At 62.3% G+C, this 17,854-nt stretch carries 37 protein-coding genes; 10 read left to right on the top strand and 27 right to left on the bottom strand.

All coding sequences use genetic code 11. The features are described from left to right. The 4 genes from DU506_RS21760 to DU506_RS18340 form a co-directional block, all read left to right on the top strand. Positions 1 to 522: hypothetical protein (locus tag DU506_RS21760; RefSeq protein WP_220254454.1), on the top strand; the 522-nt coding region annotated here is incomplete at its 5' end. Next, complete coding sequence (locus tag DU506_RS18330) at positions 506 to 724, top strand: hypothetical protein (protein WP_114488314.1); 219 nt, start codon at positions 506 to 508, stop codon at positions 722 to 724. The genes DU506_RS21760 and DU506_RS18330, both read left to right, overlap by 17 nt. A gap of 2 nt (positions 725 to 726) precedes the next feature. Further along, complete coding sequence (locus DU506_RS18335) at positions 727 to 1,305, top strand: glycoside hydrolase family 19 protein (protein ID WP_181870817.1); 579 nt, start codon at positions 727 to 729, stop codon at positions 1,303 to 1,305. Continuing rightward, on the top strand, positions 1,302 to 1,808 hold the full coding sequence (locus DU506_RS18340; RefSeq protein ID WP_114488316.1) for a lysis protein: 507 nt from the start codon (positions 1,302 to 1,304) through the stop codon (positions 1,806 to 1,808). The genes DU506_RS18335 and DU506_RS18340 overlap by 4 nt, the downstream gene beginning before the upstream one ends. 175 nt (positions 1,809 to 1,983) lie before the next feature. Here the strand turns inward: DU506_RS18340 and DU506_RS18345 are convergent, their stop codons facing one another. The 3 genes from DU506_RS18345 to DU506_RS18355 are packed head-to-tail and all read right to left on the bottom strand — an operon-like array spanning position 1,984 to position 3,034. After that, entirely contained in the window at positions 1,984 to 2,202 is a 219-nt protein-coding gene (locus DU506_RS18345) for a hypothetical protein (RefSeq protein WP_114488317.1), read from the bottom strand. Beyond that, positions 2,199 to 2,741 carry an HNH endonuclease signature motif containing protein gene (locus tag DU506_RS18350; RefSeq protein WP_114488318.1) on the bottom strand — a complete coding sequence of 181 codons (543 nt, stop codon included), beginning with the start codon at positions 2,739 to 2,741 and terminating at the stop codon, positions 2,199 to 2,201. Before DU506_RS18350 ends, DU506_RS18345 begins: the two co-directional genes overlap by 4 nt. Further along, positions 2,738 to 3,034 (bottom strand): hypothetical protein, encoded by a 297-nt coding sequence (locus DU506_RS18355; RefSeq protein ID WP_114488319.1) that lies wholly within the window; start codon positions 3,032 to 3,034, stop codon positions 2,738 to 2,740. Before DU506_RS18355 ends, DU506_RS18350 begins: the two co-directional genes overlap by 4 nt. 35 nt (positions 3,035 to 3,069) lie before the next feature. On the opposite strand from DU506_RS18355, the gene DU506_RS21495 reads away from it, so the two are divergent. Further along, positions 3,070 to 3,318, top strand: coding sequence for a hypothetical protein (locus DU506_RS21495; protein WP_147273781.1), 249 nt, complete (start codon positions 3,070 to 3,072; stop codon positions 3,316 to 3,318). Here DU506_RS21495 and DU506_RS18365 read toward each other — a convergent pair. The 24 genes from DU506_RS18365 to DU506_RS18475 form a co-directional block, all read right to left on the bottom strand. Further along, positions 3,297 to 3,917: a hypothetical protein gene (locus DU506_RS18365; protein WP_114488321.1), complete on the bottom strand. Its 621-nt coding sequence runs from the start codon at positions 3,915 to 3,917 to the stop codon at positions 3,297 to 3,299. The genes DU506_RS21495 and DU506_RS18365 overlap by 22 nt on opposite strands. Beyond that, a complete protein-coding gene (locus DU506_RS18370; protein ID WP_114488322.1) occupies positions 3,914 to 4,126 on the bottom strand; it encodes an excisionase in 213 nt (70 codons plus the stop codon). The genes DU506_RS18365 and DU506_RS18370 overlap by 4 nt, the downstream gene beginning before the upstream one ends. Further along, positions 4,120 to 4,347, bottom strand: coding sequence for a hypothetical protein (locus DU506_RS18375; protein WP_114488323.1), 228 nt, complete (start codon positions 4,345 to 4,347; stop codon positions 4,120 to 4,122). Before DU506_RS18375 ends, DU506_RS18370 begins: the two co-directional genes overlap by 7 nt. Further along, positions 4,344 to 4,691 (bottom strand): hypothetical protein, encoded by a 348-nt coding sequence (locus tag DU506_RS18380; protein WP_114488324.1) that lies wholly within the window; start codon positions 4,689 to 4,691, stop codon positions 4,344 to 4,346. Before DU506_RS18380 ends, DU506_RS18375 begins: the two co-directional genes overlap by 4 nt. 192 nt (positions 4,692 to 4,883) lie before the next feature. Next, entirely contained in the window at positions 4,884 to 5,111 is a 228-nt protein-coding gene (locus DU506_RS18390; protein ID WP_114488325.1) for a hypothetical protein, read from the bottom strand. Continuing rightward, on the bottom strand, positions 5,108 to 5,593 hold the full coding sequence (locus DU506_RS18395; protein WP_114488326.1) for a hypothetical protein: 486 nt from the start codon (positions 5,591 to 5,593) through the stop codon (positions 5,108 to 5,110). The genes DU506_RS18390 and DU506_RS18395 overlap by 4 nt, the downstream gene beginning before the upstream one ends. Next, positions 5,574 to 5,834 (bottom strand): hypothetical protein, encoded by a 261-nt coding sequence (locus DU506_RS18400; protein ID WP_114488327.1) that lies wholly within the window; start codon positions 5,832 to 5,834, stop codon positions 5,574 to 5,576. Before DU506_RS18400 ends, DU506_RS18395 begins: the two co-directional genes overlap by 20 nt. Continuing rightward, positions 5,831 to 5,956, bottom strand: coding sequence for a hypothetical protein (locus DU506_RS22600; RefSeq protein WP_267907111.1), 126 nt, complete (start codon positions 5,954 to 5,956; stop codon positions 5,831 to 5,833). The genes DU506_RS18400 and DU506_RS22600 overlap by 4 nt, the downstream gene beginning before the upstream one ends. 93 nt (positions 5,957 to 6,049) lie before the next feature. Then, positions 6,050 to 6,331, bottom strand: a complete 282-nt coding sequence (locus DU506_RS18405) for a hypothetical protein (RefSeq protein WP_114488328.1) — start codon at positions 6,329 to 6,331, stop codon at positions 6,050 to 6,052. Further along, on the bottom strand, positions 6,331 to 7,050 hold the full coding sequence (locus DU506_RS22020) for a DUF3310 domain-containing protein (protein ID WP_197161732.1): 720 nt from the start codon (positions 7,048 to 7,050) through the stop codon (positions 6,331 to 6,333). The genes DU506_RS18405 and DU506_RS22020 overlap by 1 nt, the downstream gene beginning before the upstream one ends. A 74-nt stretch (positions 7,051 to 7,124) precedes the next feature. After that, complete coding sequence (locus tag DU506_RS18415) at positions 7,125 to 8,546, bottom strand: DEAD/DEAH box helicase (RefSeq protein WP_328588000.1); 1,422 nt, start codon at positions 8,544 to 8,546, stop codon at positions 7,125 to 7,127. Then, positions 8,543 to 8,953, bottom strand: coding sequence for a nucleoside triphosphate pyrophosphohydrolase family protein (locus DU506_RS18420; protein WP_114488330.1), 411 nt, complete (start codon positions 8,951 to 8,953; stop codon positions 8,543 to 8,545). Before DU506_RS18420 ends, DU506_RS18415 begins: the two co-directional genes overlap by 4 nt. Positions 8,954 to 8,962: 9 nt before the next feature. Beyond that, a complete protein-coding gene (locus DU506_RS18425) occupies positions 8,963 to 9,307 on the bottom strand; it encodes a hypothetical protein (RefSeq protein WP_114488331.1) in 345 nt (114 codons plus the stop codon). Further along, the gene (locus DU506_RS18430) at positions 9,304 to 9,489 is read right to left on the bottom strand and encodes a hypothetical protein (RefSeq protein ID WP_114488332.1); all 186 of its coding nucleotides are present in this window, start codon (positions 9,487 to 9,489) and stop codon (positions 9,304 to 9,306) included. The genes DU506_RS18425 and DU506_RS18430 overlap by 4 nt, the downstream gene beginning before the upstream one ends. Next, positions 9,486 to 9,695 (bottom strand): hypothetical protein, encoded by a 210-nt coding sequence (locus DU506_RS18435; protein WP_114488333.1) that lies wholly within the window; start codon positions 9,693 to 9,695, stop codon positions 9,486 to 9,488. The genes DU506_RS18430 and DU506_RS18435 overlap by 4 nt, the downstream gene beginning before the upstream one ends. After that, complete coding sequence (locus DU506_RS18440; protein WP_114488334.1) at positions 9,692 to 9,967, bottom strand: VRR-NUC domain-containing protein; 276 nt, start codon at positions 9,965 to 9,967, stop codon at positions 9,692 to 9,694. The genes DU506_RS18435 and DU506_RS18440 overlap by 4 nt, the downstream gene beginning before the upstream one ends. After that, complete coding sequence (locus DU506_RS18445) at positions 9,964 to 10,524, bottom strand: 3'-5' exonuclease (protein WP_114488335.1); 561 nt, start codon at positions 10,522 to 10,524, stop codon at positions 9,964 to 9,966. The genes DU506_RS18440 and DU506_RS18445 overlap by 4 nt, the downstream gene beginning before the upstream one ends. 1 nt (position 10,525) lies before the next feature. Beyond that, complete coding sequence (locus DU506_RS18450) at positions 10,526 to 12,631, bottom strand: DNA polymerase family A protein (RefSeq protein WP_114488336.1); 2,106 nt, start codon at positions 12,629 to 12,631, stop codon at positions 10,526 to 10,528. Between the two features lie 225 nt (positions 12,632 to 12,856). Further along, the gene (locus DU506_RS18455; RefSeq protein ID WP_114488337.1) at positions 12,857 to 13,057 is read right to left on the bottom strand and encodes a PDZ domain-containing protein; all 201 of its coding nucleotides are present in this window, start codon (positions 13,055 to 13,057) and stop codon (positions 12,857 to 12,859) included. A 38-nt stretch (positions 13,058 to 13,095) separates the two neighbouring features. Continuing rightward, positions 13,096 to 13,779, bottom strand: coding sequence for an ssDNA-binding protein (locus DU506_RS18460; RefSeq protein ID WP_114488338.1), 684 nt, complete (start codon positions 13,777 to 13,779; stop codon positions 13,096 to 13,098). Positions 13,780 to 13,804: 25 nt separating this feature from the next. Continuing rightward, positions 13,805 to 15,154: a DUF2800 domain-containing protein gene (locus DU506_RS18465; RefSeq protein WP_114488339.1), complete on the bottom strand. Its 1,350-nt coding sequence runs from the start codon at positions 15,152 to 15,154 to the stop codon at positions 13,805 to 13,807. After that, entirely contained in the window at positions 15,151 to 15,681 is a 531-nt protein-coding gene (locus DU506_RS18470; protein WP_114488340.1) for an NUMOD4 domain-containing protein, read from the bottom strand. Before DU506_RS18470 ends, DU506_RS18465 begins: the two co-directional genes overlap by 4 nt. Beyond that, positions 15,681 to 15,845: a hypothetical protein gene (locus tag DU506_RS21765; protein WP_181870818.1), complete on the bottom strand. Its 165-nt coding sequence runs from the start codon at positions 15,843 to 15,845 to the stop codon at positions 15,681 to 15,683. Before DU506_RS21765 ends, DU506_RS18470 begins: the two co-directional genes overlap by 1 nt. Positions 15,846 to 15,848: 3 nt before the next feature. Beyond that, positions 15,849 to 16,496: a hypothetical protein gene (locus DU506_RS18475; RefSeq protein ID WP_114488341.1), complete on the bottom strand. Its 648-nt coding sequence runs from the start codon at positions 16,494 to 16,496 to the stop codon at positions 15,849 to 15,851. 176 nt (positions 16,497 to 16,672) lie between these two features. On the opposite strand from DU506_RS18475, the gene DU506_RS18480 reads away from it, so the two are divergent. The 5 genes from DU506_RS18480 to DU506_RS18500 are packed head-to-tail and all read left to right on the top strand — an operon-like array spanning position 16,673 to position 17,717. After that, positions 16,673 to 16,891, top strand: coding sequence for a hypothetical protein (locus tag DU506_RS18480; RefSeq protein WP_114488342.1), 219 nt, complete (start codon positions 16,673 to 16,675; stop codon positions 16,889 to 16,891). Positions 16,892 to 16,893: 2 nt separating this feature from the next. Continuing rightward, positions 16,894 to 17,118 (top strand): hypothetical protein, encoded by a 225-nt coding sequence (locus tag DU506_RS18485; RefSeq protein WP_114488343.1) that lies wholly within the window; start codon positions 16,894 to 16,896, stop codon positions 17,116 to 17,118. A 46-nt stretch (positions 17,119 to 17,164) separates the two neighbouring features. Then, positions 17,165 to 17,347 carry a hypothetical protein gene (locus tag DU506_RS18490; RefSeq protein ID WP_114488344.1) on the top strand — a complete coding sequence of 61 codons (183 nt, stop codon included), beginning with the start codon at positions 17,165 to 17,167 and terminating at the stop codon, positions 17,345 to 17,347. Next, positions 17,347 to 17,529 carry a hypothetical protein gene (locus DU506_RS18495; protein ID WP_114488345.1) on the top strand — a complete coding sequence of 61 codons (183 nt, stop codon included), beginning with the start codon at positions 17,347 to 17,349 and terminating at the stop codon, positions 17,527 to 17,529. The genes DU506_RS18490 and DU506_RS18495 overlap by 1 nt, the downstream gene beginning before the upstream one ends. Further along, the gene (locus tag DU506_RS18500) at positions 17,526 to 17,717 is read left to right on the top strand and encodes a hypothetical protein (RefSeq protein ID WP_114488346.1); all 192 of its coding nucleotides are present in this window, start codon (positions 17,526 to 17,528) and stop codon (positions 17,715 to 17,717) included. The genes DU506_RS18495 and DU506_RS18500 overlap by 4 nt, the downstream gene beginning before the upstream one ends. The last annotated feature ends 137 nt before the right edge of the window (positions 17,718 to 17,854 follow it).

A 17,854-nucleotide genomic window follows, 5' to 3' on the forward strand; every position in this document is an offset into this window, starting at 1 on the left:
GTGGCCGGGTCGATCTCGGCGTACCTGCAGCCCCACAACACCGACGAGGTGCTGCGGGTCCTGTCGCGCTACCCCGTGGCGCCGTGGGACTGGGCGGGCGTCACACCCGACTTCGAGCTGCCATCGGCGGTGATGAGCCGCGAGAGCATCGAGTGGCGCGACAAGGCCCGCTACAACCGGGTGTACGTCATGGGCCAGCAGGTTGGGGTCAACGGCCGCGTGACGCGAGAAGGCACCGCTGGCGACTACCTGGCGCCCACCATCATCGACCCGCTGATCACCGAGGCGGTGGCCGCGCGCCAGCGGGGTATCGCCGTGCTGTCCGACACAGGCCGCATCGCCACAGTGGGCCTGCGCCTGCCGGTGCTCGCTGAGACCGGGATCATCGCCCCGGGCAGCTTCGTGCGCTACTTGGATGGGGGCATCGAGCGCATCGGTCTCACGCGCAGCGTGCAGGTCGAAGTTGGGCTGCCGTCTATCTGGCAAACCTTGGGGGTGGAAACACATGTCGAACCTGTTTAGCCGGTTCCAGAAGCTGATCCCCACCTACCCGTTGCGCGTGGGTGAGGTGATCGCCTATGCCGACGGCGTTGCCACCATCCAGGAGCAGGGTGGTATGGCTACTGCACGCGGGGAGGCCACCGTGGGTGACCGCGTGTTCTTCCGCAACGGCGCAATCGAAGGCCCCGCGCCGGACCTGACCATTGAGATTATCGAGGTATGACCATGACCTTCACGGTTGAACAACTCGCGGCGGCCACCAGCGCGCCGTACGGAAACGCGCAGACCTACCACCAGCCCCTGCTGGATGCCATGGGTCGATTCGACATCTGCTCTCTGCAGCGCCAGGCGGCGTTCCTCGCCACCGTGGCGGTGGAGTCGGCGCACCTGTCGGCGGTGGAAGAGGGCCTGTACTACAAGGACGCCTCACGGTTGGCGCGCATCTACCCCCGCGCGTTCAAGAGCATGGCTGACGCCGAGCCATACGCACGCAACCCCAAGGGCCTGAGCGAACTGCTCTACAAAGGCATGCATGGCAGAGGTTTGGTGCAGCTAACTTGGCGCAAAAACTACGAACGCGCCGGCGAGTCGCTGGGGTACGACTACGTGGGCAACCCCGCGCTGGTCACCACGCCAAAGCACGCCGCGCTGACGGCAGCCTGGTACTGGCACGACGCCAAGTGCAACGACCCGGCCGACAAGGGCGACATGACCGAGGTGACGCGGCGGGTGAACGGGCCAGCGCTCATGCACCTGGCCGAGCGCAAGGCGCAGTACGAGACTGCGCTGAAAGCACTGACATGATCGGGCTGCTCAAATTCTGGCGCGAGGCGCTGATCGTGGTGCTCCTGCTGGCGCTGGCCGGGCAGCAGGTGAGGGTGGCCGGCGAGAAGTCGGCGCATCAGAAGACGAAGGCCGACAACGCCGAGGTGCTGCGCGTGTTGGCCGACAAGACACTGAAGGCGTACCAGGCGGTGGTCGCCGAGGACGATGCGCGCAAGGCGGCCGTGGCCGCTCTGGACGAGAAACACACGAAGGAACTGAACCATGAAAAGCGCAAGCTGGAAACTCTGCAGTCTGATGTGCGCGCTGGCCGTGTCGGGCTGCGGATCAATGCCAAGTGCCCCGCCCCAACCGGAACTGGTGTGCCCCAAGCCCCCGGCGCCACCAGCGTGGTTGATGCAGGCGGCCCCCGACTTACTGACGCCGCTGAACGGGATTATTTCAGTCTCCGAGCCGGGATTGAAACTGCCCGCCAGCAAATAGCGGGGCTGCAGGATTACGTCAGGGGTGTTTGCCTGAAGTGATCAGGTTCAGGTCGTCCCTGCGCCACCCACTCTGCGTATAGTGCACGAAGTTTGGGGTGGCGCAGTGCCCTTCTCCAGAACGATCTCTAGGCGAGGACGAACACCTTGTCACCGCGAATCTCAACCACAGGGTGTGGGTACTGCTTGCGAAAAGCCACACGACGTTGATGCGAGTTCATACCTTCCTCCGACGCTTCGGCAGCGGGCACCACGCCTGCCAGAACGGATCACCGTGGTAGTCGCCGTATACCGCCACGCCGCCCGCGCCGAGCAGTTGGACCTTGGCGCCGCGAGGGCACGTGGTCATGTCCTCGTTCCAGAACACGTCGGTGGCGACGGCCACGGTCTGGTCGGCGTTGAGCTTGTGGGCCGGTTGTTCTGCTGTTTCGGTCATAGCGTGTTGCTTTCGTGCAGTTCTCGTTTTGCCGCGAGGTAGGCGGCCGATGCGGCTTCAGGTGTTGGGAAGCACCCCAGATACTTTCGGGCGCCTCTGGCTGCGATGCGCGCCATGTAGGGGTTGGGCAAACCCGGACGAGGCATCTTGAACACACCTATCGGTAAGTCTTCCTTCTTCCCGCGCATGAGCGCCCTGCGATTTTCAGCGTTGCCCATCGGGCAAACGACACGAAGGTTGTCCAATCGGTTGTCATATTTGTCGCCGTTCCGGTGGTCGATAATCCCGTTGGGCCAGTGACCATGTGTGTAGAACCATGCGACACGATGACTCCAGTATGTTTTGCCGTCGATGCGGATGTTGGTGTAGCGCAGTGTTGAGCACCCTGCAGGGCGACCGGCATGCTGCGTGTTCCAACTGCGCCATCGTCTTTCATCGCCGTCGAAATCTTCGAGGCCACGGGGGTGCCACGTGAACACGCCATTATCCGGGTCGTAGTGCAACACCTGTCTCAACCGCGCCAGTGAAATCCGTTTCATGGATTAACCTCGTAAATCAGTAGGTTATAGTTGCGCGCAAGAGACACAAGATGGTCGTTTCCCCCTGCACACACCAATGCGTCTGAGTGGAAAACAAGTGTGTAGTTCCGCGCCCGCTCCCGGGTTTCCACCGGCTGCATCGGGCAGATCGGGTAGACATCGACGGGCAGGCGGCTGCCGCGCGGCGGGTGGGACAGGCCGTTCGTCACGAAGCTGGTCGGGGTGATCCCGGCCATCAGTTCGGCATCGGCCAGGTGGTCGGCGGTTACGGGGCCGTGGAGGATCACTCGCATACGCGATACCTCACGATGTCGCCAGGGCGGCCGGTGTGACCCCAGTCAAAAGTTTGACCCTCACCGCGCGTCTGTCTACCCGAACGGGGCTGGAGGGCAACGACGACACCGGAAGCTACGGGACACGCACCGCCGGCCCAGTCGATCCACTCCGGCACACGCCCCACACCCTGCACCCCCTGGATCAGCCGCAGCACGCCGTCGATGTCGGGACCGCGCGCGGTGTACTCGGCGGTGCCCACTTGGAATTGGACTTCGTAGGTCATGGCTTGACCACCTTGTAGGCGACGATGTTCCGGTTGCGCAACTCGCCTGCGGTCCAGTCGGATTCCGGGGTCGTGTACGCTTTGTTGTCCCGTTCGGACCGGAACAACCAGCCCGCCATTGGTGTGTTAGGTGGCAGCTCGCGCGGGTGGCCTTCCACCCAGTCGCCTGAATCGTCGGGATACCAGGGGGTGGTGTCGGCCTTCGGCTCCATCATGAGGGCCGCCCACTTGACGAAGAACTCGCCAATCACCTTGATCTTGTCGTCGCCGCACTGCGCGCCGAAGAACTCTTGGTTCTGCTGTACCAGGCCCATCGCGGCGTTGAGGTCGCTGGTCGCTTGGAGCCAGAGGTTTTCGTAGATGGGCGGCTCGGGGTCTTTGCGCAAACCCATGTCCTGCGCAAATTTTTCGTTCTGCTCTGCGAACCCAGCCAAATCGCCCTCCGGCGCTTGCCCAGTAAGCGCTCGCAGCTCTTCTTTCAGGAGCGCGTCGAGGTGGACCTGCAGCGCGGTGCGGGTGGACTCGGGGAGCCCCGGGCCCATTACGGGCGGGCGAAGCTGGTTGGTGGTGCATTCGATGGCGGTACGGATGCGCGCGGTCAGTTGGTCGAGGTTCACATGGTGCTTTCTCCGACTCTTCGCCGGGGTTTGGTGTTTTGTTCGGAACGAGCCCACCTGTTGAACCCATCCATGTCGATCAGCAAGCGCCCATCCGGCGCCCGCACGTACTCGCGGCCCTCGACCCACACGCCGTCTTCGATCTTGCGGGCCAAGGCCTTCTCAGAATAGCCAGTCTCCTGGCAGAACAGGGGGATGCGTTTTAGCATGGTGCCCCCTTGACGTGCGGAACGCCGCGTGCTGTGGTCAGCGAGGCGATCAGCGCGTCGAACGACGCACCAGCAGGCGCTGGGTTGATCTCCAGCAGTTCCGTCGCCATGTCCTGCTGGGCCGCCTTCCACACCTTGCGCGCCACTTCCTTCGCTGCCGGGTTCAGCGCCACGCGCGCCGGGTTGCTGGTCCACCAGGATTCGAATCGTTTGTCGTTCATGGCATTGCCTTTCCAATTTCGGCGGCGGCGTGGGTTATGGCCCAGCGAGTGGCGGCGTGGGGGTCTGGAGTTATGTCGTACTCACGGTAACCAAAGTCGCCCTTGATACCGATACCCACCGCGTTGTCAAAGACCGTCACCGACATGCGCAACTTCACCGCCAGAAGCAGGGCATCGCCATCGTTGACGAGGGGGTTCCAGTAGCTCGTGATCGCACCCCGGCGAGAACCCAGTTCTAAGCACACACCGACTTCTTTATCCACCACGGTGTAGTTACAGAAATTCGGGTTCCGCAGGTTGTGCATGGCCTTCGCAGCCAGCTCCAACATTTCGTCTTCGCTCATCGCACACCTCCCCGCAACCGCGACTCGCGCACCCACCCGTCACGGCAGGCTGTGTCGCACCACCGCTGGTCGTCGGCAACGATCTCGTCGCAGTACAGGCACCGACCGGTGGCCGTGGGGCCAGTCGGCTTGCGGCTGGCTGCGAGCAGGTAAGGGGCCTCGCGCTCGGCGCGGTCTTGGCTCAGGTCGGCGTCATCCACGCTTCACCCCCTTCTTGACAGCCGCCTTGCGTGCTTCCTTGAAGAAAGCGAGGTCTGGCGACTTGTTCTGCAGCTTGGCGTTCAGCAGGCCCAGGCGGATGACACCTTGGATATTGGCCGCCGTGTTGTTGAGTTCGTGGGCCACTGCTGGCTCCACTTTGCCTGCGCGGATGTCTTTGTAGAGACCCGTCAATTCATTGGTGAGTGCTTCGAGGTTCATGGTGCGACTTTCTGTTTTCTGAGTTCACGTTTGATCAGCATCTGGGTGCGGAAGATCGGGAGCACTTCGTCGGGCACGTCCTTGCTGGTCAGACCGACAGACCCGTATCCGTGCGCCACGATGCCCCGAACACTGGCATCGTTGAGGTCCTGCCAGCGCTGGGCTTGGTTTGCCAGTCGGCGCTCGCGGTGGCGTTCATAGTCTGCGCGCCGGAGTTCCGCTACACGCTCGGGGTTGGCCTCCCTCCATCTGCGGACGCATTCGCGTTCCTTTTCTGGGTTGGCCTCGCGCCACGCTTTGTTGCGAGCAAGAATTTCCTCTTTCTTGCGCCGGTAGTAGTCCTTCTTTTGCACGCTGACCTTGTGCTTTTTCCAGGTGAGTAGATGCGCGTCGTGTAGCACCGTCGGGTATCCGGTCATCCACGCTGGCGGCGTGTAGTACTCCGGCGCGAGCATCGAAGCGTCAAACTTGCGTCTTGGCATGTTGGCGCTCCAAAATCGCCGCATCAATCGCCTCGCGAACCGTGGGCTTCTGCGCGCCGACCTGACGCACAGGCGTGCCCTCCAGCACGGCGAACTGCCCGTCGATGCACATGACCTTCCACTGGTAGGTCTGCAGCGCGTCGAGGCGCAGCTTGTTCAGGTTGGCTTTGTAGAGGTGGGCGACGAAGCCCAGGCCCAGCAGCGCGAAGCCGATGAGGCCAAACCATTCGATTGGTGTCATTGGTGTTTCTCCAGGCGCTGGCGCACCATCTTGAAAGCGGTAACGAGGATGAAGAACGCTGCTCCGGCACCGAGGGCAAGCAGCGTCATGCCGATTGCAAAAATCCATTCGAGTGGGGTCATGTGCTCTCTCCTTTGTTGACGACCAGCAGTGCGGCGATGCACACACCGATGAAGACGCCTGCGAACAGGCCGACTGCGAGGCCGATGGTGAAGTCATCCATGGGTGGACTCCTTGTGGAATCGGATGTCAAAGTCCGCAAGGGCGTCGTCTGCGTGTTTGGAGCTGCCGAATTTCAGTTGAACGCCGATCCAAAGTTCCTTGCGATAGTCGCGCTGGGGGATCACTTCGAGCGGTTCGAGCATCTGAATCTGGCCGGGCTTGAACATCTCGGCGAGGTAGGCTTCGATGGCCGGTGCTACGCCGTCATGTGCACTACCCGGGGCGTCATAGAAAGCCATCATCGCCTTCCGTAAGCACTCACGGTTGAGTTCCATCACACACCTCCTTCCGTCTTGCCCGCGCCGTACTCCAGTTCGAGCAGGAGCTGGCAGTAGTGAATGACCTTGCGCACGTCGTCGGCGCCGTGCTTCTGGCGGTGGCGCGTGATGTACTTGACCACGTTACCTTCGGCGAAGCCGAGCTTGTTGGCGTGGATGTACTCGATGGGTTGGATGGCGCAGTCTTTGTAGTGGGTGCCGCCGACCTGCACGTCGAGCGCGTTGGGCACCATACCGATGGGCAATTCAGCCTTCGGCTGCTCCGTCCACGCTTGGCCGTCGAACGTCCAGCCGAGGGCGCTCAGGGTTTCTTCGGCGAGGGTGGCGCTGTCGGAGGGCTGCGGGGCTGCGGCTTTCTCGGCCACTTTGTAGGCGGCGATGTCTGCGTTACCGCAGTGGTTCCACATATATCTGTCGGCAGGACCGTGCTTGGTCGAGCGGCCGATCCTAACTTCGACCACCTTCCCGCGCGTTTCCGCCGGCTGCTCACCGCCGCGCCAGATCGTGAAGCCGTTCTCGTCCTTGACGAGTTCGATCAGGTCGCTGTTGCTCTCTCCGTCATAAAACTCAGCGCCAGTGTCGGACACCGAGTCGCCGTTTTCGAGGTCCCACGGCCAATCGTCGTGCCCGTCGTTGCTGACGACTTTGCGCTCTTTACCATCTCGGCAGCGCCACACCTGCCCCACCTTGATCTCAATGCCATTTACTCCGACCATGATTGCCTTTCGGTTGTTGATGGTAGGAAGTTTAGCAAACGCGCAAAAACTGCGCAAGGGGGTTGTGAGGGGTTTTAGCGGGAAATTTTCATGGCTTCCATGAGAGCGTCTTGGATGGAGGCTTTTGTGCGCAGGCGCTTCACGACAACCTCTTCCAGCGTTCCGGCCGCAATGAGCCGATGGACGTACACCGGGCGGTTGTACCCGCTCTGCGCCTGGCGGGTGGGGCCCAGGCGCTCGACCATCTGCGCGCTGGCCTCAAGACTCCAGTTGCTGGAGAAGAAACACAGAATGTTGCTTCCGTGCTGGAGACTCAACCCGTGGCCGGCGCTTTGTGGGTGGGCCACGAGCATTTGAATCTCACCCGCGTTCCAGCGGTCGATGATCTTCGGGTCGGCGCCGAGGTGCACAGCCTTGGGGAACGCCTTCAAGATGCGCGCCAGGTCGCTCTTGAAGTGGTACGCACAGAGCACTGGCATGCCTGCTGCCTCTTCGACCACGCTCTGCAGCGCCTCGATCTTGGCGTCGTGCACCAGCGACCATGCGCCGTCAGCGTCGGTGTAGAGCGCGCCAGAAGCGATTTGTAAAACCTTCTGCGAGAGGGCTGCCGCGCTGAAGGCTTCGATGGGCTTGCCTTCCAGCTCCACGAACATTTCTTGCTCCATTTTTTTATAGAGCTTCATGGCGGCCGATGGCATCTCAACCTTGATGTCGTTCTCGATGAGTTCGGGTAAGTCAAAGTAGTCGCGCGCCTCCAGCGCGATGGTGATGTCTTTGATGGCTGCGCGAATTTGTTCGTCCGCAAAAGGTAGCGGTTCAATCTGTTGCTTCTGCGGGTCGCTTCCCGGGCGGGCGCGGAACCAGCGGTGGCTGAAGGCAGTGAAACTGGTTCCGAGGCGTCGGCCGGAATCCAAGAAAAAATACTGCGCCCACAAATCTTCCAGGCCATTCGGAGCGGGCGTGCCAGACAGGCAGATGAACCGAGTGGCGCGGGTCAACGCGACGCGGGCCAGGGCTTTGGCGCGCTTGCCCCCTTGGCCGGTGAGAAACTTCTTGCCGGACTTGCTCGTCTGGATGCTGACGCGCAGGCTCTTGAGTTTCGTGCTTTCGTCACAGACGATGCAATCGAACGACCAGTTGGCGCCGTGGTACTCCACCAGCCATTCCAGCACGTCGTAATTTGCCGTAACGATCACCGCGTCGGAGCCAATGGCGGCGCGGCGCGTATCGGCATCGCCGACGGCCACGGCGATCTTCATGTGCCCGAAGCTGGCTTTGAACTTCTCGATCTCACCGGGCCACGTGCTGACGGCCACGCGCTTGGGGCCGAGCACGAGCACGCGCTTGACCTCACCGAGCAGCAACAGCATGGACAGGGCCTCCAGGGTGGCCGGCCCTTTGCCGGTTCCCATGGACGCCGCCACGAAGCAGCGGGGGTGGTTCAGGATATGATTGGTGATGGCGGGCTGATAAACCCGAGGGGCGTAGCGGGTCACAGGAAAGGCGTGAGGTCAGGCTTGATGTACGACTGTGGCTTGGCAATCTTGCCGTTGGCATCGAACACCGGCTTGCCGTCAACGAATTTCGAATAGTTGCTCCGTGTGACCTCGGCCAGCGCGCCCTCGATGTCCAGCCCGAACATGTGGGCCACGCCGACGGCGGTGACGATCTGGTCGCAGATGGCGTCAAGCAGTTCGGTGCGGTCTGGTTGCATCACGCCCGGGAACTCGCTCTTCATGTAATTGGCCCACAGTTCGACGTTCGCCGAGGTGTTTTGGAAGCCCAATGCCGTCAGCATCTCGGCGAACTCTTCCGCGTGGCAACCGAGCTGTACGGCGCGGTTTTTGTCGGTGGGCTCCGGTACGGCAAGTTGGAACCACTGTTTGATGCGGGGAATTGTCATTTCGGTCTTTCAGTTGGTTGAGGAAACAGTGCTGCCCGCCAGGCGCTGCACCATGTCCAGATGCTGGGCCTTGCTGCGGTAGGTTCGCGCCCGTTCGGCGTCCGTCTTACGTTGCCGCTTGGCGTCGCGCCCTGGGCCGATCTTGTAAATCTTGATGGAGTCCCGGCCGCGTCCGTCTTTGTCCCATGCGCAGATGTGCGCGGCCTTGGCGGCGTGGAGTTCGCGGGTGTACTGCAGGACGGTGACGTAGTGTAGGCCCGTCAACTCGGCCAGGGTGCGGCAGTCGTGAACGCCCTCCAGCATGTGCAGGATCAACTGCGCGTAGGTCAGGGCTCCCACTTTCACTTGCTTCATTGCTTGCTTTCAGAGTTGATCTTCTTCACCGCCTGCGCCACCACCCAGCGAGTGCTGCCCATGCTGATGACGATCTCCGCCTGGGTGAGCCCCTGCTTGCGCAGGGCGGCCACGCGGGCGAGGTTGATGGGTTTCGTCTTGGGGCCGCTACCAGGGCGCGTACCGCCGTGGGTGTTCTTCATACCGGCACCTTTCCTGTTGCGTGCAGCACGGCAGTCCACACACCCTTGTCCGTGGGCGCCTGACCCCATTCCTCGGCGTAGCGGTTGTCGATGAGGTTCTTGGCGATGGAGCGGGCCTGCGCCTCTTTGACCCCCAGCCGCTCGGCCAGTTCGGCGCGGGTGGCGGGCAGGTGGGCCAGCGCTTTGTTGATGGTTTCGTTTCTCATGGTGCTTGGTCGATCACGTCTACGGCGAAGCCCATGGCACGCAGGCGGTCGTGCTCGCGCACTTGGCCGGGCCGGGGCTTCTTGTTGGGCGCCTTGTACTCCGCAAAGCGGAAGTAGCGGGCGACGATCTCCTGGTGCTCCGGTGGCACCGGGAACAGCTTGATGCGGTCGGGCACGTTGGCGCGGCCGGGCGACACGAACTTGAGGCTCAGGCCGCCGAGGGCGGTGGTGGCCTCTTTGTCGGCGCGCTCGATGGTGGACTCGCGGGTCATGCAGGGGCTTTCTTGTTGCGGTTGGCGATTTTGAACAGGTGCTCGACCTGGAACTGCGCGTCGGCCAGCGCGTTGTGCGCGCCGGTGCCCTTGTCGGCGGGGTTGTACTCGATGGCCGAGTACATGTTGCGCACGGTCCGAAAATCTCTTTCATTTGTCCAGTACCAAGGCGTCTTGATGTCGGCGCGCTTGTAGGCCCCGCCGACGATGGTCAGATCGAACGCATTCGAGTTGCCCCATGGGCGCACGTCCTCGTGGCGGCAGGTCTCTTTGATCCAGTCGCTGAAGTCCTGCAGCACCTTGCGGATGTCCTGCCCGTTGAAGCGCACGCCGTGGCGAGCCTCATCGCTCTGCCCCAGCCACCACAGGAACGCGGACGGGTCGATGGTGCCACCATCGCGCACGCTGGTCGCCAGGTGCACGGTGCGCAGGAACGTGGGGCCCAGGGTCTGCGTCTTCATATCGAAGAACACTGCGCCGATGGACATCAGCGCTCCGGTGGGCGGGAGGCCCGCAGTCTCTGTATCAATCATGAGATCGAAAAATTGGGTGGTCATATCAGCCCTTGTAGTAGCGAGTGGTTTCAAACCCGGCGGCCGAGAGCGGCAGGCCCGGGGCCCAGTCGGGGTTCGTGGACAGGATCGCCACGAGGCCGTCTGCGTCGTATTCAGGGGTGTCGGGCACTTCGGTCAAGCCTTCGTCGTGCACGCTGAGGACGGGCAGGTATCCCTTGTCCTCGGCCACTTGCAGCGCTGGCGCCAGGATGTCGCGCGAGGTGGTTTGGCAGACGTTGCCGGTCATCTTGCCTCCATGTGTGAACACCTTCACCCACTGCCGCGTGGTCTTGCCTTCCTCGGCTGCCTCGCCGAAGTAGGCGATGGTTCCGTCGTCCAACAGGTGCGGGTGGAAGTAGGTGATAAGCCGCCCGCTGGGCAGCCGCACGACCATCCAGCGCTGACCCTTGTGGGACACGCAGCGCACCTTGATGTACTTGCCAACAGGAAACACCACGCCCCAGTTCCGGAGGGCGCTCTTGGCCGCGTTCTGCAGGTCGTACCAGAAGGCTTTGGTGGCAGGGTGGCGAGCGCGCCAGGCGAGTTTGCACGCCTCGCTGGCGAGCCATTCGGTTTCGCTGATCTCCAGCGACTCCAATTGCGGGCGGCCCCACTTGTTCAGGTTTTCGTGAGCTTTGGCGATCAGCGCGGGGGACACCTGTTCCTGCAGAGTGCCCCAGTAGTCGGCCATGCGGACGTTGTAGGCCGCCGCGAACTTCTGGTAGCCAGACACACCGCCCATGTACCCGCTGGCGAGGTCTGAAACTTTCCCTAGCGAGTCGCGGATGTACTTGGGCACCTCCATGGCCGGCACGCCGGTGATGATGGAGGCGGTAACCTTATATAAATCGGGCCCACGGCCAGCGTCGTACTCCCGGAACGCCTGCAGCTTCCATTCTTCCCCGGCCACCCACGCGAGCATGCGGCCCTCGATGTTGGACAAGTCCGCCACCACCAGCTTCTTGCCGGGAGGGGCGATCACGCAACCGCGCAGGGCCGCCGCACCGAACAACATGAGGTTGTCGAACATCAGGTCGTGTGCCCCGGCCTTCAGGCACTCGATGTACTGCTCGACTGCGGTGGGCTTGGGGAGGCCACGGCTGGGCAGATTCTGGGGTTGGAACATACGACCAGCCCAGCGGCGGGTGCGGCTGGCCCCTGCGAACTGCAGGCCCCCACGGAAGCGTCCGTCGGCCGCCACGGCGGGGTCCAGTGCGGCGTACTTGGCCGTGCTGGTCTTGTTCGACGCCATGGACAGCTCCATCAGCTCGGCAAGACGTGGGTCGATCTTTTCGCGCGCCTTCAGCATCTGGGTGAAGGTGTCCTTGGTCGTGTCCTCCAATTCCACACCGAACTCATTGAGCACGAATGCCTTGAATTGGTCGCGCTGGCTCGGCCGGTCCACCACGCCGCGCGTCAGCTCGCGGAACCGCACGCCGATGCGCTCCTTCTCTACGATGGCCGCCCGTGCACCGGCGCGTGTCAACTCCTGGTCCACCTGGAACCCACGCTCGTTGATCCGTTGGTCGCAGTGCCACTCTGCAATGGCCGAGGCGTCCCAATTCCAGGTGGGCGTGCGGCGCACGCACTCGCGCATGGCGGTGATGTCGTCGGCCGCGTAGACCTTGAAGCGCTCCCACTCGGCGGGGTGTGTGAGCCGCGTGGCGCGCTGCACCTTGCGGTTGGCTGGCTGGGGGCGGGTGAACAACTGGATGAGCTTCTTGCCCTCCTTGTTCTTGGCCTGGTCCTCGGGCACCTTGAGCACCGTGCACAGGTCACCGAGGCTGGCGGGCAGCGCGTGGGACAGCGCCTGAGCCATGCTGCAGCGCCAGCGGGTCAACTCGATGCGGGGGAGGTGGGCCTGCCGTGGGCCGTTGTGGATGGCCTTATCGAACGCAGCGTTGTGCGCGATGACTTCGGGGGCTTCGGCCATCGCATGGCGCAGATCGTCGGGCAGCGGCTCGCAGGTGCAGTCCCAGACCTTGACCGGGCCGTCGTCAATCGCGTAGGAGACCAGCAGGTCCTCGGCGGTTTCCGCGTAGCGGTAGGTGCCGACTTCTTTCAGGTCGATCTCGCACCACGTCTCCCTATCAAGCCACAGTCGCTGCATTCAGTTCTTTCTAAATTTCAAAGTTCAATGACCGTTCCCCAAATTCCCGCTTGTGTCGTTGCCGGCCTCCAGCGGTTTGCGCATGCACTAGGTGTAAAACGTCCACGGGCACCTGGTGTTAGCCATAAGGGGCGAGTTACCGGGTGGTCAGCCCAGCGAAAGGAGGCGGAGGCCCCGTTGTGTATCCCTTTGGAGAAGGGCGGCAAGCGCCCCTCTGCGAAGGGTTTACTTCGGCTCTTGCGCGCTCATCGCGGCCTTGGTGCCCGCGGGCAGCTCGGTCACGGTGATGGTATTGCCGCTGTGCACGTACAGTTCGACGGCCTCGCCGGGTGCAAGCACGTGAGCGGGGTTGCCATTGCTCTCGGCGACTTGGGCTTCGTACGGCCCACCGTCGGTAGGCACTTCGATTTTGATTTTCAGGGTCATTTCAGTCTTTCAGAAAACGGGGCCGAAGCCCCGTGGGTTTAGAACAGGTCGCTGGCGCCTTGACCGGCGGTCTCGACTTCTTCTTCGCCGAAGCCTTCAGCGCTGGTCGGGCCGCTACCGAATGCCTCGCCGTCCTTCACGAACTGGATGGCGATGATGCGGGCGAACACCTGGTTGGGGATGATCTGACCGTCGCTGCCCTTGAAGGACTTGCCGGCCACAAATTCCACCTTGGCGTTCACGTAGCAGCCACGATATGGCACCTTGACCTCGTAGCCGAGCTGGTCGGTCACGTCCATGCCATCCACCAGGCCGCGACCGGCTTCTGTGATCTGCACGAACTTGCCGTTGTGCTTCTTCTGCGTGACCACCTGGGGCTTCTTGTCAGCCTTGTTGCTGGCCGAGATGAAGAACATGTTCTCGTACTCGGGGCGCACGGTGCCGTCGTCGCTCATCTTGTCGTTGCCGTCACGGATCGCACGGCTGTTGGCAGCCATGGAGCGGATCATGTTGGCGGCGTTCGCGGGACCCCAGAGCTTGGTGGCGGCTTCCAGCATTGCTGCCTTGCCGATCTTCAGCGCTTCGCTTTCGGGTTCCATCAGGCCGGTGAACTTGAACTTCGGCGCGCCGCCGTTCATGCCCTCGCCGGGCTTGAAGATGTCGAGCCATGCCGCCCGCAGGCCCTTGAGGATGACGGGTTGGGAAGATGCGAAATTGCTCATGTCTGCGCTTTCAGAGTTTCAGTTTTCAGGAAAAAAGATCGCTGTTGTCAGCGGGCGGTACGTCTCCGAACCCGTCCAGCGCGGTGGCGATGGTCGGTCTCGGGTCAGTTTCTAGGACGATGCTGGGCTTGCCAATGTCCTGTGTGATGAGCGCCTGCAGTCGGTTCCACTGAGTGGGGCCGAGCACAGGCGGTAGTGTGGGTTCACCTTTCTTGGCCTTGGGCGCCTTCACCAACTTCTCGGCGGTGGTGGGCGAGATGAGCGACTGGGTATACATCTGGTCGGTCTTCAGGCGCATCTTCTTCAGCGCGGCCTCGGCCTCGGTCTCGTCAGTCCAGGTGCGTGCACCCTTCTTGCCTTCGACCAGCTTGTAGGCCACGCCGTCGGCGCGAGCCACGCGCTTGCCTGCCTGCAGCGCCTCGTACACGCGCTCGCCCACCGCCTTCAGCCAGGTGGAGACCAGCGGCACGAGGCGGTAGGCTTCGCCCAGCTCGATCTCGGCGGGGGTGCGCACCTTGGGCTCGTCGGTGTCGAAGCCTTCGAGCGCGAGGTTCACCACCATCTCCGTCTGCGCCTTGCAATTGCCGGAGGCGCGGCAGAAGTGGCATGCGTCGGCCGACGGCACGTACTGCGGGTTGGTGCGCGTCTCTTCGGCCTTCTGCCGCAGGAACGCTTCGACCTCACGCAGCTCGTCAATCGAGCAAGAGTAGGTGCTGAGGTGGCCGATGGCAGGCTGCACAATGGTCATCACCACGTCGCGGATGTCGTAGAGCAGGCCAAGTTCCTCAATGGTCCCCAGCGCATAGCCTGCCATCTGCAGGTTGGCGCGCACCACTTCGGGTACGGGCTTGCCGGTGATCATGTCCGTGGTGGCAGGCACGATCACGTCGTAGGCATCCACGCGGCCACGGCCGCCCTTGAGGTCGATGACCTCCACCGTGGTGCCGTAGATCAAGGTCACGTCCGTGCGGCCGGTGGCACCTTCCTCGCCGGTGAACTGACCGATGGGGACGGCGCGCTCCACAAGCATCTCGGCGCCGGTGAGGGCTGCGCGCTCACGCACGTAGTTCACAGCCGTGGTCGAGATGTCGATCAGCTCTTGGTCGATGGTTACGATCTCTTTCGAGAGCGGCCCCGCGCAACCCGGGTTCACCCAGACTTCGCGGCCTTCCAAGAACACCAGATTTCGCCCCAGATAGCTCTGCGGGTCGATGCTCGGGTCCAACAGCATCTCTTCGAGCATCTGGTGGCAGGCGGTCCCCCGGCGCGCGGCCTCGTTGCCCTCGTTCGGGACACCCTCCTGGGCACCCACGGACGCGGTGCAGCTCGTCCATCTTGCGGCGCTCGACGGAGAAAGACGGGCATGGTATGTCATGCGTACTCCCACTTATAGCCTTGATAGACACGACTAGCATCGCGCAACGCTAAATGCATGCGGGTGCGATTGAAGCCTGCGCGCCAAGCTGCCACCACCGTCAAGAAACCAATCTTGTCGCCGGTAACCGCGTGGGTTCCAACGATGGGGTTCTTTTGGCCTGACCGAGTGCCGAGGACAGTACGAGCGTGCTCCAAGTTTTCCAGATGTGTCATCCACTCCAGGTTGCCGAGCGCGTTGTCGTGACGAATTCCGTTCTTGTGATTCACAGTCGCTTCTTGGCTATCGCCAAGAAAAGCGGCAGCAACGAGGCGGTGCACTTTCATGTGCGCAACGGAATCTCCGGCGTAGATCGTAACGAGCCGATAGCCGTCGGCATCGGGGCGGCACCGAAGTATTTTTCCGCACACAGGATACGACCGCCCACTGCCCTTGTTGAACACGACGCGATCCACACTTCGGACACGCCCGAGGCTGCTAACCTCATAAAGTGGGTAGCCCTCAATGGGTTTCCAGATTTCGTCCATCAGTTCACCGCCAAAAAGTAAGTTGCCCCAGCGAGCAGGGCGCCGTGCACCAGCACGCCGAAAATGTCGCCCTTGTCCATGCCGCCGCTCTCGTTTGCAACGATGAGGTCCAACACAACCGCGATGCCCATGTACGCGAAGACGCACCAGAGGAACGCGGTCATGATTTACAGGCCCAAATCAGCGTCCGCAGCCGGTGCCAGCAGGCCCTGCACGTGCGCCAAGATTTCGGCGTTCTTGTTCAGGTCCTTCAGCGCGGGGACGGTCTTGCCCTCGCAGCCGAAGTGCTTGAGCACGCCAAGCACCGCCTCACGACCGCCGCTGGGCGCCGTGGACAGTTCCTTGATGGCGCGGAACACCGTGTCCCAGTCAGCGTCCGAAGTCGCGGCCGAGGCAGTGTCCTGTTGGGCTGTTGCAGAAGGCGCGGAAGTAGCACTGGCTTGGGACGCCGCTGCAGCAGCCGCGTCTTGGGCCTTTTTTGCGAACTCTGCCTTCTTGGCAAGGTACTGGGCCGAGGACTCAATCTTGAAGGACTGATCCTTGGGGTCTGGGTCGCCGGGCTTCTGGGCGTAGGCGGTCTGTGTTTCTTCGCTCACCCAGTAGCGCGTGCCCTCGGGGTCGCCGTCCACAAGGTCGGCCTTGGTGGCAGGCTCGTCGGTCTTCTTGGTGCGGGGCTTCTTGGTCTCTGCGGTAGGCGCTGCAGCAGCGGCTTCAGGGGCGCCGGCCACGGCGGTGATGGTGCCTGCGCTCTGCAGGATGGTGACAAGGGTCTTCAGCGATGTGTCGATGGATTCCAGGCGGTCTTCGATGTTCATGAGTGCTCCAGTTTGAAAATTTAAGTTGCTCGGTGAGCGGACTGAAGTGTATGCGAAATTTCGCGTTTGCGTAATACCCGACAAAAGTTTGTGACCTTTTGCGAAAAAACTTGTCGTTGTTCACACTTGTCGGTAAAGTTCAGTTGTCAGTAACGACAAACCAACGAAAGCACCAGATGACCCGCAAACTCACCGTCAGCACCAAGTGGCTCGAAATGGCCGCCATCAAGCTGGAGATCGACGCGCAGGACTCCCTGCACACCTGGATCGTCCTCGGCCAAACCCACCGCTACTGCGAAGACTTGGGCAAAGCAGCGATGCTCCGCAAGGCCGCCGGCATCAAGAGCATCGCCGAGCGCCGCGAGTTTCTTCGGATCAACGGTGTGACGGCCTGATCGTGAAGATCATCGCCACCACCCACCGCGTGCGCCGGTGGACGCGCAGCGACTGCACCGGTTTTCAGGTGCTTGAGCGCGTCACCCGCGTGCTCGGTATGCCTATCTGGTGCCGCGAAATCGACCGCGAGGACGTGCCGAGCTGGGCCTTCATCCAGCGCGCATGCCTTGGCGAAACCGACTGGGAATCGCGCCTGTTCAAAGACTATGCACACCTGCTCGCCTGATCGTGCCGCCAAAGACAAACCTCTCCGTTCCAACTGAAAGCACCCCATGAAATTCCTAAACCCTTTCCGCAAACCCTCCCCCAAGGAACTGGCCCAGCGCGAGCTGGAAGAAGCCCAGCGCCAACTCCTGGCGGCTCAGTCCAGCGCGGACTACGCCCGCCGCATCGCCGAGTACAACGGCGACCGCATCAAGCGGCTGACGGCGTTCTTGAAGAAGGAGGGTGTGTGATGGAGACGGTAACTCTCTGGCTCCTGATCACCGTTGGCGGGTACTACGGACATGAGGCGACCGTGGTCGAACGATTCCCCACCGTTGAGCAGTGCGAGCATGTGCGCAAATCCATCCCGTTTTCAAATGAATCTCTGCGGAAGGGGACGCGCTGCGTCGAAGCCAAGGTGTTGCGCCCATGACCGCCCGCACCACCACTATCCTGCTGCTCGCCCTGGCACTGGCCGGCTGCTCTGAGGACAAGATCAAAGCCATGGAAGCTATCAACGAGTTCTGCAAGAAGAACAACGGCGAGCTGACCACGGTGTTCGAACACGGAACGTTTGGCAGCAAGCTCACGTTCGGCTGCACTGCGAGGGCCTACCCATGACCGCCCCCCGCCGCAACAACGCCAAGATCACCCTGCGCATGCAGACCGCGCTGAAGGCCAAGGGGCACACCTACGACGACCTGGTGCTGGTCTCCGGCCTGGCAAAAGAGTCGGTGGCCCGCTGGGTCAAGCAGATG

Origin of the sequence: Vreelandella rituensis (genome assembly GCF_003336665.1) — a bacterium.
Taxonomy (GTDB): domain Bacteria; phylum Pseudomonadota; class Gammaproteobacteria; order Pseudomonadales; family Halomonadaceae; genus Vreelandella; species Vreelandella rituensis.

Bases quoted from the DNA above. Each gene is read 5' to 3' on its own strand.
- DU506_RS18455 (WP_114488337.1), bottom strand. From the start codon at position 13,057: ATGACCCTGAAAATCAAAATCGAAGTGCCTACCGACGGTGGGCCGTAC.
- DU506_RS18430 (WP_114488332.1), bottom strand. From the start codon at position 9,489: ATGAAGAACACCCACGGCGGTACGCGCCCTGGTAGCGGCCCCAAGACG.
- DU506_RS21765 (WP_181870818.1), bottom strand. From the start codon at position 15,845: ATGACCGCGTTCCTCTGGTGCGTCTTCGCGTACATGGGCATCGCGGTT.
- DU506_RS22020 (WP_197161732.1), bottom strand. From the start codon at position 7,050: ATGGTCGGAGTAAATGGCATTGAGATCAAGGTGGGGCAGGTGTGGCGC.
- DU506_RS18435 (WP_114488333.1), bottom strand. From the start codon at position 9,695: ATGAGAAACGAAACCATCAACAAAGCGCTGGCCCACCTGCCCGCCACC.
- DU506_RS18480 (WP_114488342.1), top strand. From the start codon at position 16,673: ATGACCCGCAAACTCACCGTCAGCACCAAGTGGCTCGAAATGGCCGCC.
- DU506_RS18355 (WP_114488319.1), bottom strand. From the start codon at position 3,034: ATGCGAGTGATCCTCCACGGCCCCGTAACCGCCGACCACCTGGCCGAT.
- DU506_RS18375 (WP_114488323.1), bottom strand. From the start codon at position 4,347: ATGAACGACAAACGATTCGAATCCTGGTGGACCAGCAACCCGGCGCGC.
- DU506_RS18405 (WP_114488328.1), bottom strand. From the start codon at position 6,331: ATGGAACTCAACCGTGAGTGCTTACGGAAGGCGATGATGGCTTTCTAT.
- DU506_RS18465 (WP_114488339.1), bottom strand. From the start codon at position 15,154: ATGACATACCATGCCCGTCTTTCTCCGTCGAGCGCCGCAAGATGGACG.
- DU506_RS18475 (WP_114488341.1), bottom strand. From the start codon at position 16,496: ATGAACATCGAAGACCGCCTGGAATCCATCGACACATCGCTGAAGACC.
- DU506_RS18460 (WP_114488338.1), bottom strand. From the start codon at position 13,779: ATGAGCAATTTCGCATCTTCCCAACCCGTCATCCTCAAGGGCCTGCGG.
- DU506_RS22600 (WP_267907111.1), bottom strand. From the start codon at position 5,956: ATGACCCCACTCGAATGGATTTTTGCAATCGGCATGACGCTGCTTGCC.
- DU506_RS18445 (WP_114488335.1), bottom strand. From the start codon at position 10,524: ATGACCACCCAATTTTTCGATCTCATGATTGATACAGAGACTGCGGGC.
- DU506_RS18495 (WP_114488345.1), top strand. From the start codon at position 17,347: ATGGAGACGGTAACTCTCTGGCTCCTGATCACCGTTGGCGGGTACTAC.
- DU506_RS18400 (WP_114488327.1), bottom strand. From the start codon at position 5,834: ATGACACCAATCGAATGGTTTGGCCTCATCGGCTTCGCGCTGCTGGGC.
- DU506_RS18450 (WP_114488336.1), bottom strand. From the start codon at position 12,631: ATGCAGCGACTGTGGCTTGATAGGGAGACGTGGTGCGAGATCGACCTG.
- DU506_RS18330 (WP_114488314.1), top strand. From the start codon at position 506: ATGTCGAACCTGTTTAGCCGGTTCCAGAAGCTGATCCCCACCTACCCG.
- DU506_RS18390 (WP_114488325.1), bottom strand. From the start codon at position 5,111: ATGAACCTCGAAGCACTCACCAATGAATTGACGGGTCTCTACAAAGAC.
- DU506_RS18420 (WP_114488330.1), bottom strand. From the start codon at position 8,953: ATGACAATTCCCCGCATCAAACAGTGGTTCCAACTTGCCGTACCGGAG.
- DU506_RS18345 (WP_114488317.1), bottom strand. From the start codon at position 2,202: ATGACCGAAACAGCAGAACAACCGGCCCACAAGCTCAACGCCGACCAG.
- DU506_RS18440 (WP_114488334.1), bottom strand. From the start codon at position 9,967: ATGACCCGCGAGTCCACCATCGAGCGCGCCGACAAAGAGGCCACCACC.
- DU506_RS18350 (WP_114488318.1), bottom strand. From the start codon at position 2,741: ATGAAACGGATTTCACTGGCGCGGTTGAGACAGGTGTTGCACTACGAC.
- DU506_RS18380 (WP_114488324.1), bottom strand. From the start codon at position 4,691: ATGAGCGAAGACGAAATGTTGGAGCTGGCTGCGAAGGCCATGCACAAC.
- DU506_RS18340 (WP_114488316.1), top strand. From the start codon at position 1,302: ATGATCGGGCTGCTCAAATTCTGGCGCGAGGCGCTGATCGTGGTGCTC.
- DU506_RS18335 (WP_181870817.1), top strand. From the start codon at position 727: ATGACCTTCACGGTTGAACAACTCGCGGCGGCCACCAGCGCGCCGTAC.
- DU506_RS18370 (WP_114488322.1), bottom strand. From the start codon at position 4,126: ATGCTAAAACGCATCCCCCTGTTCTGCCAGGAGACTGGCTATTCTGAG.
- DU506_RS18470 (WP_114488340.1), bottom strand. From the start codon at position 15,681: ATGGACGAAATCTGGAAACCCATTGAGGGCTACCCACTTTATGAGGTT.
- DU506_RS18500 (WP_114488346.1), top strand. From the start codon at position 17,526: ATGACCGCCCGCACCACCACTATCCTGCTGCTCGCCCTGGCACTGGCC.
- DU506_RS18395 (WP_114488326.1), bottom strand. From the start codon at position 5,593: ATGCCAAGACGCAAGTTTGACGCTTCGATGCTCGCGCCGGAGTACTAC.
- DU506_RS18490 (WP_114488344.1), top strand. From the start codon at position 17,165: ATGAAATTCCTAAACCCTTTCCGCAAACCCTCCCCCAAGGAACTGGCC.
- DU506_RS18425 (WP_114488331.1), bottom strand. From the start codon at position 9,307: ATGAAGCAAGTGAAAGTGGGAGCCCTGACCTACGCGCAGTTGATCCTG.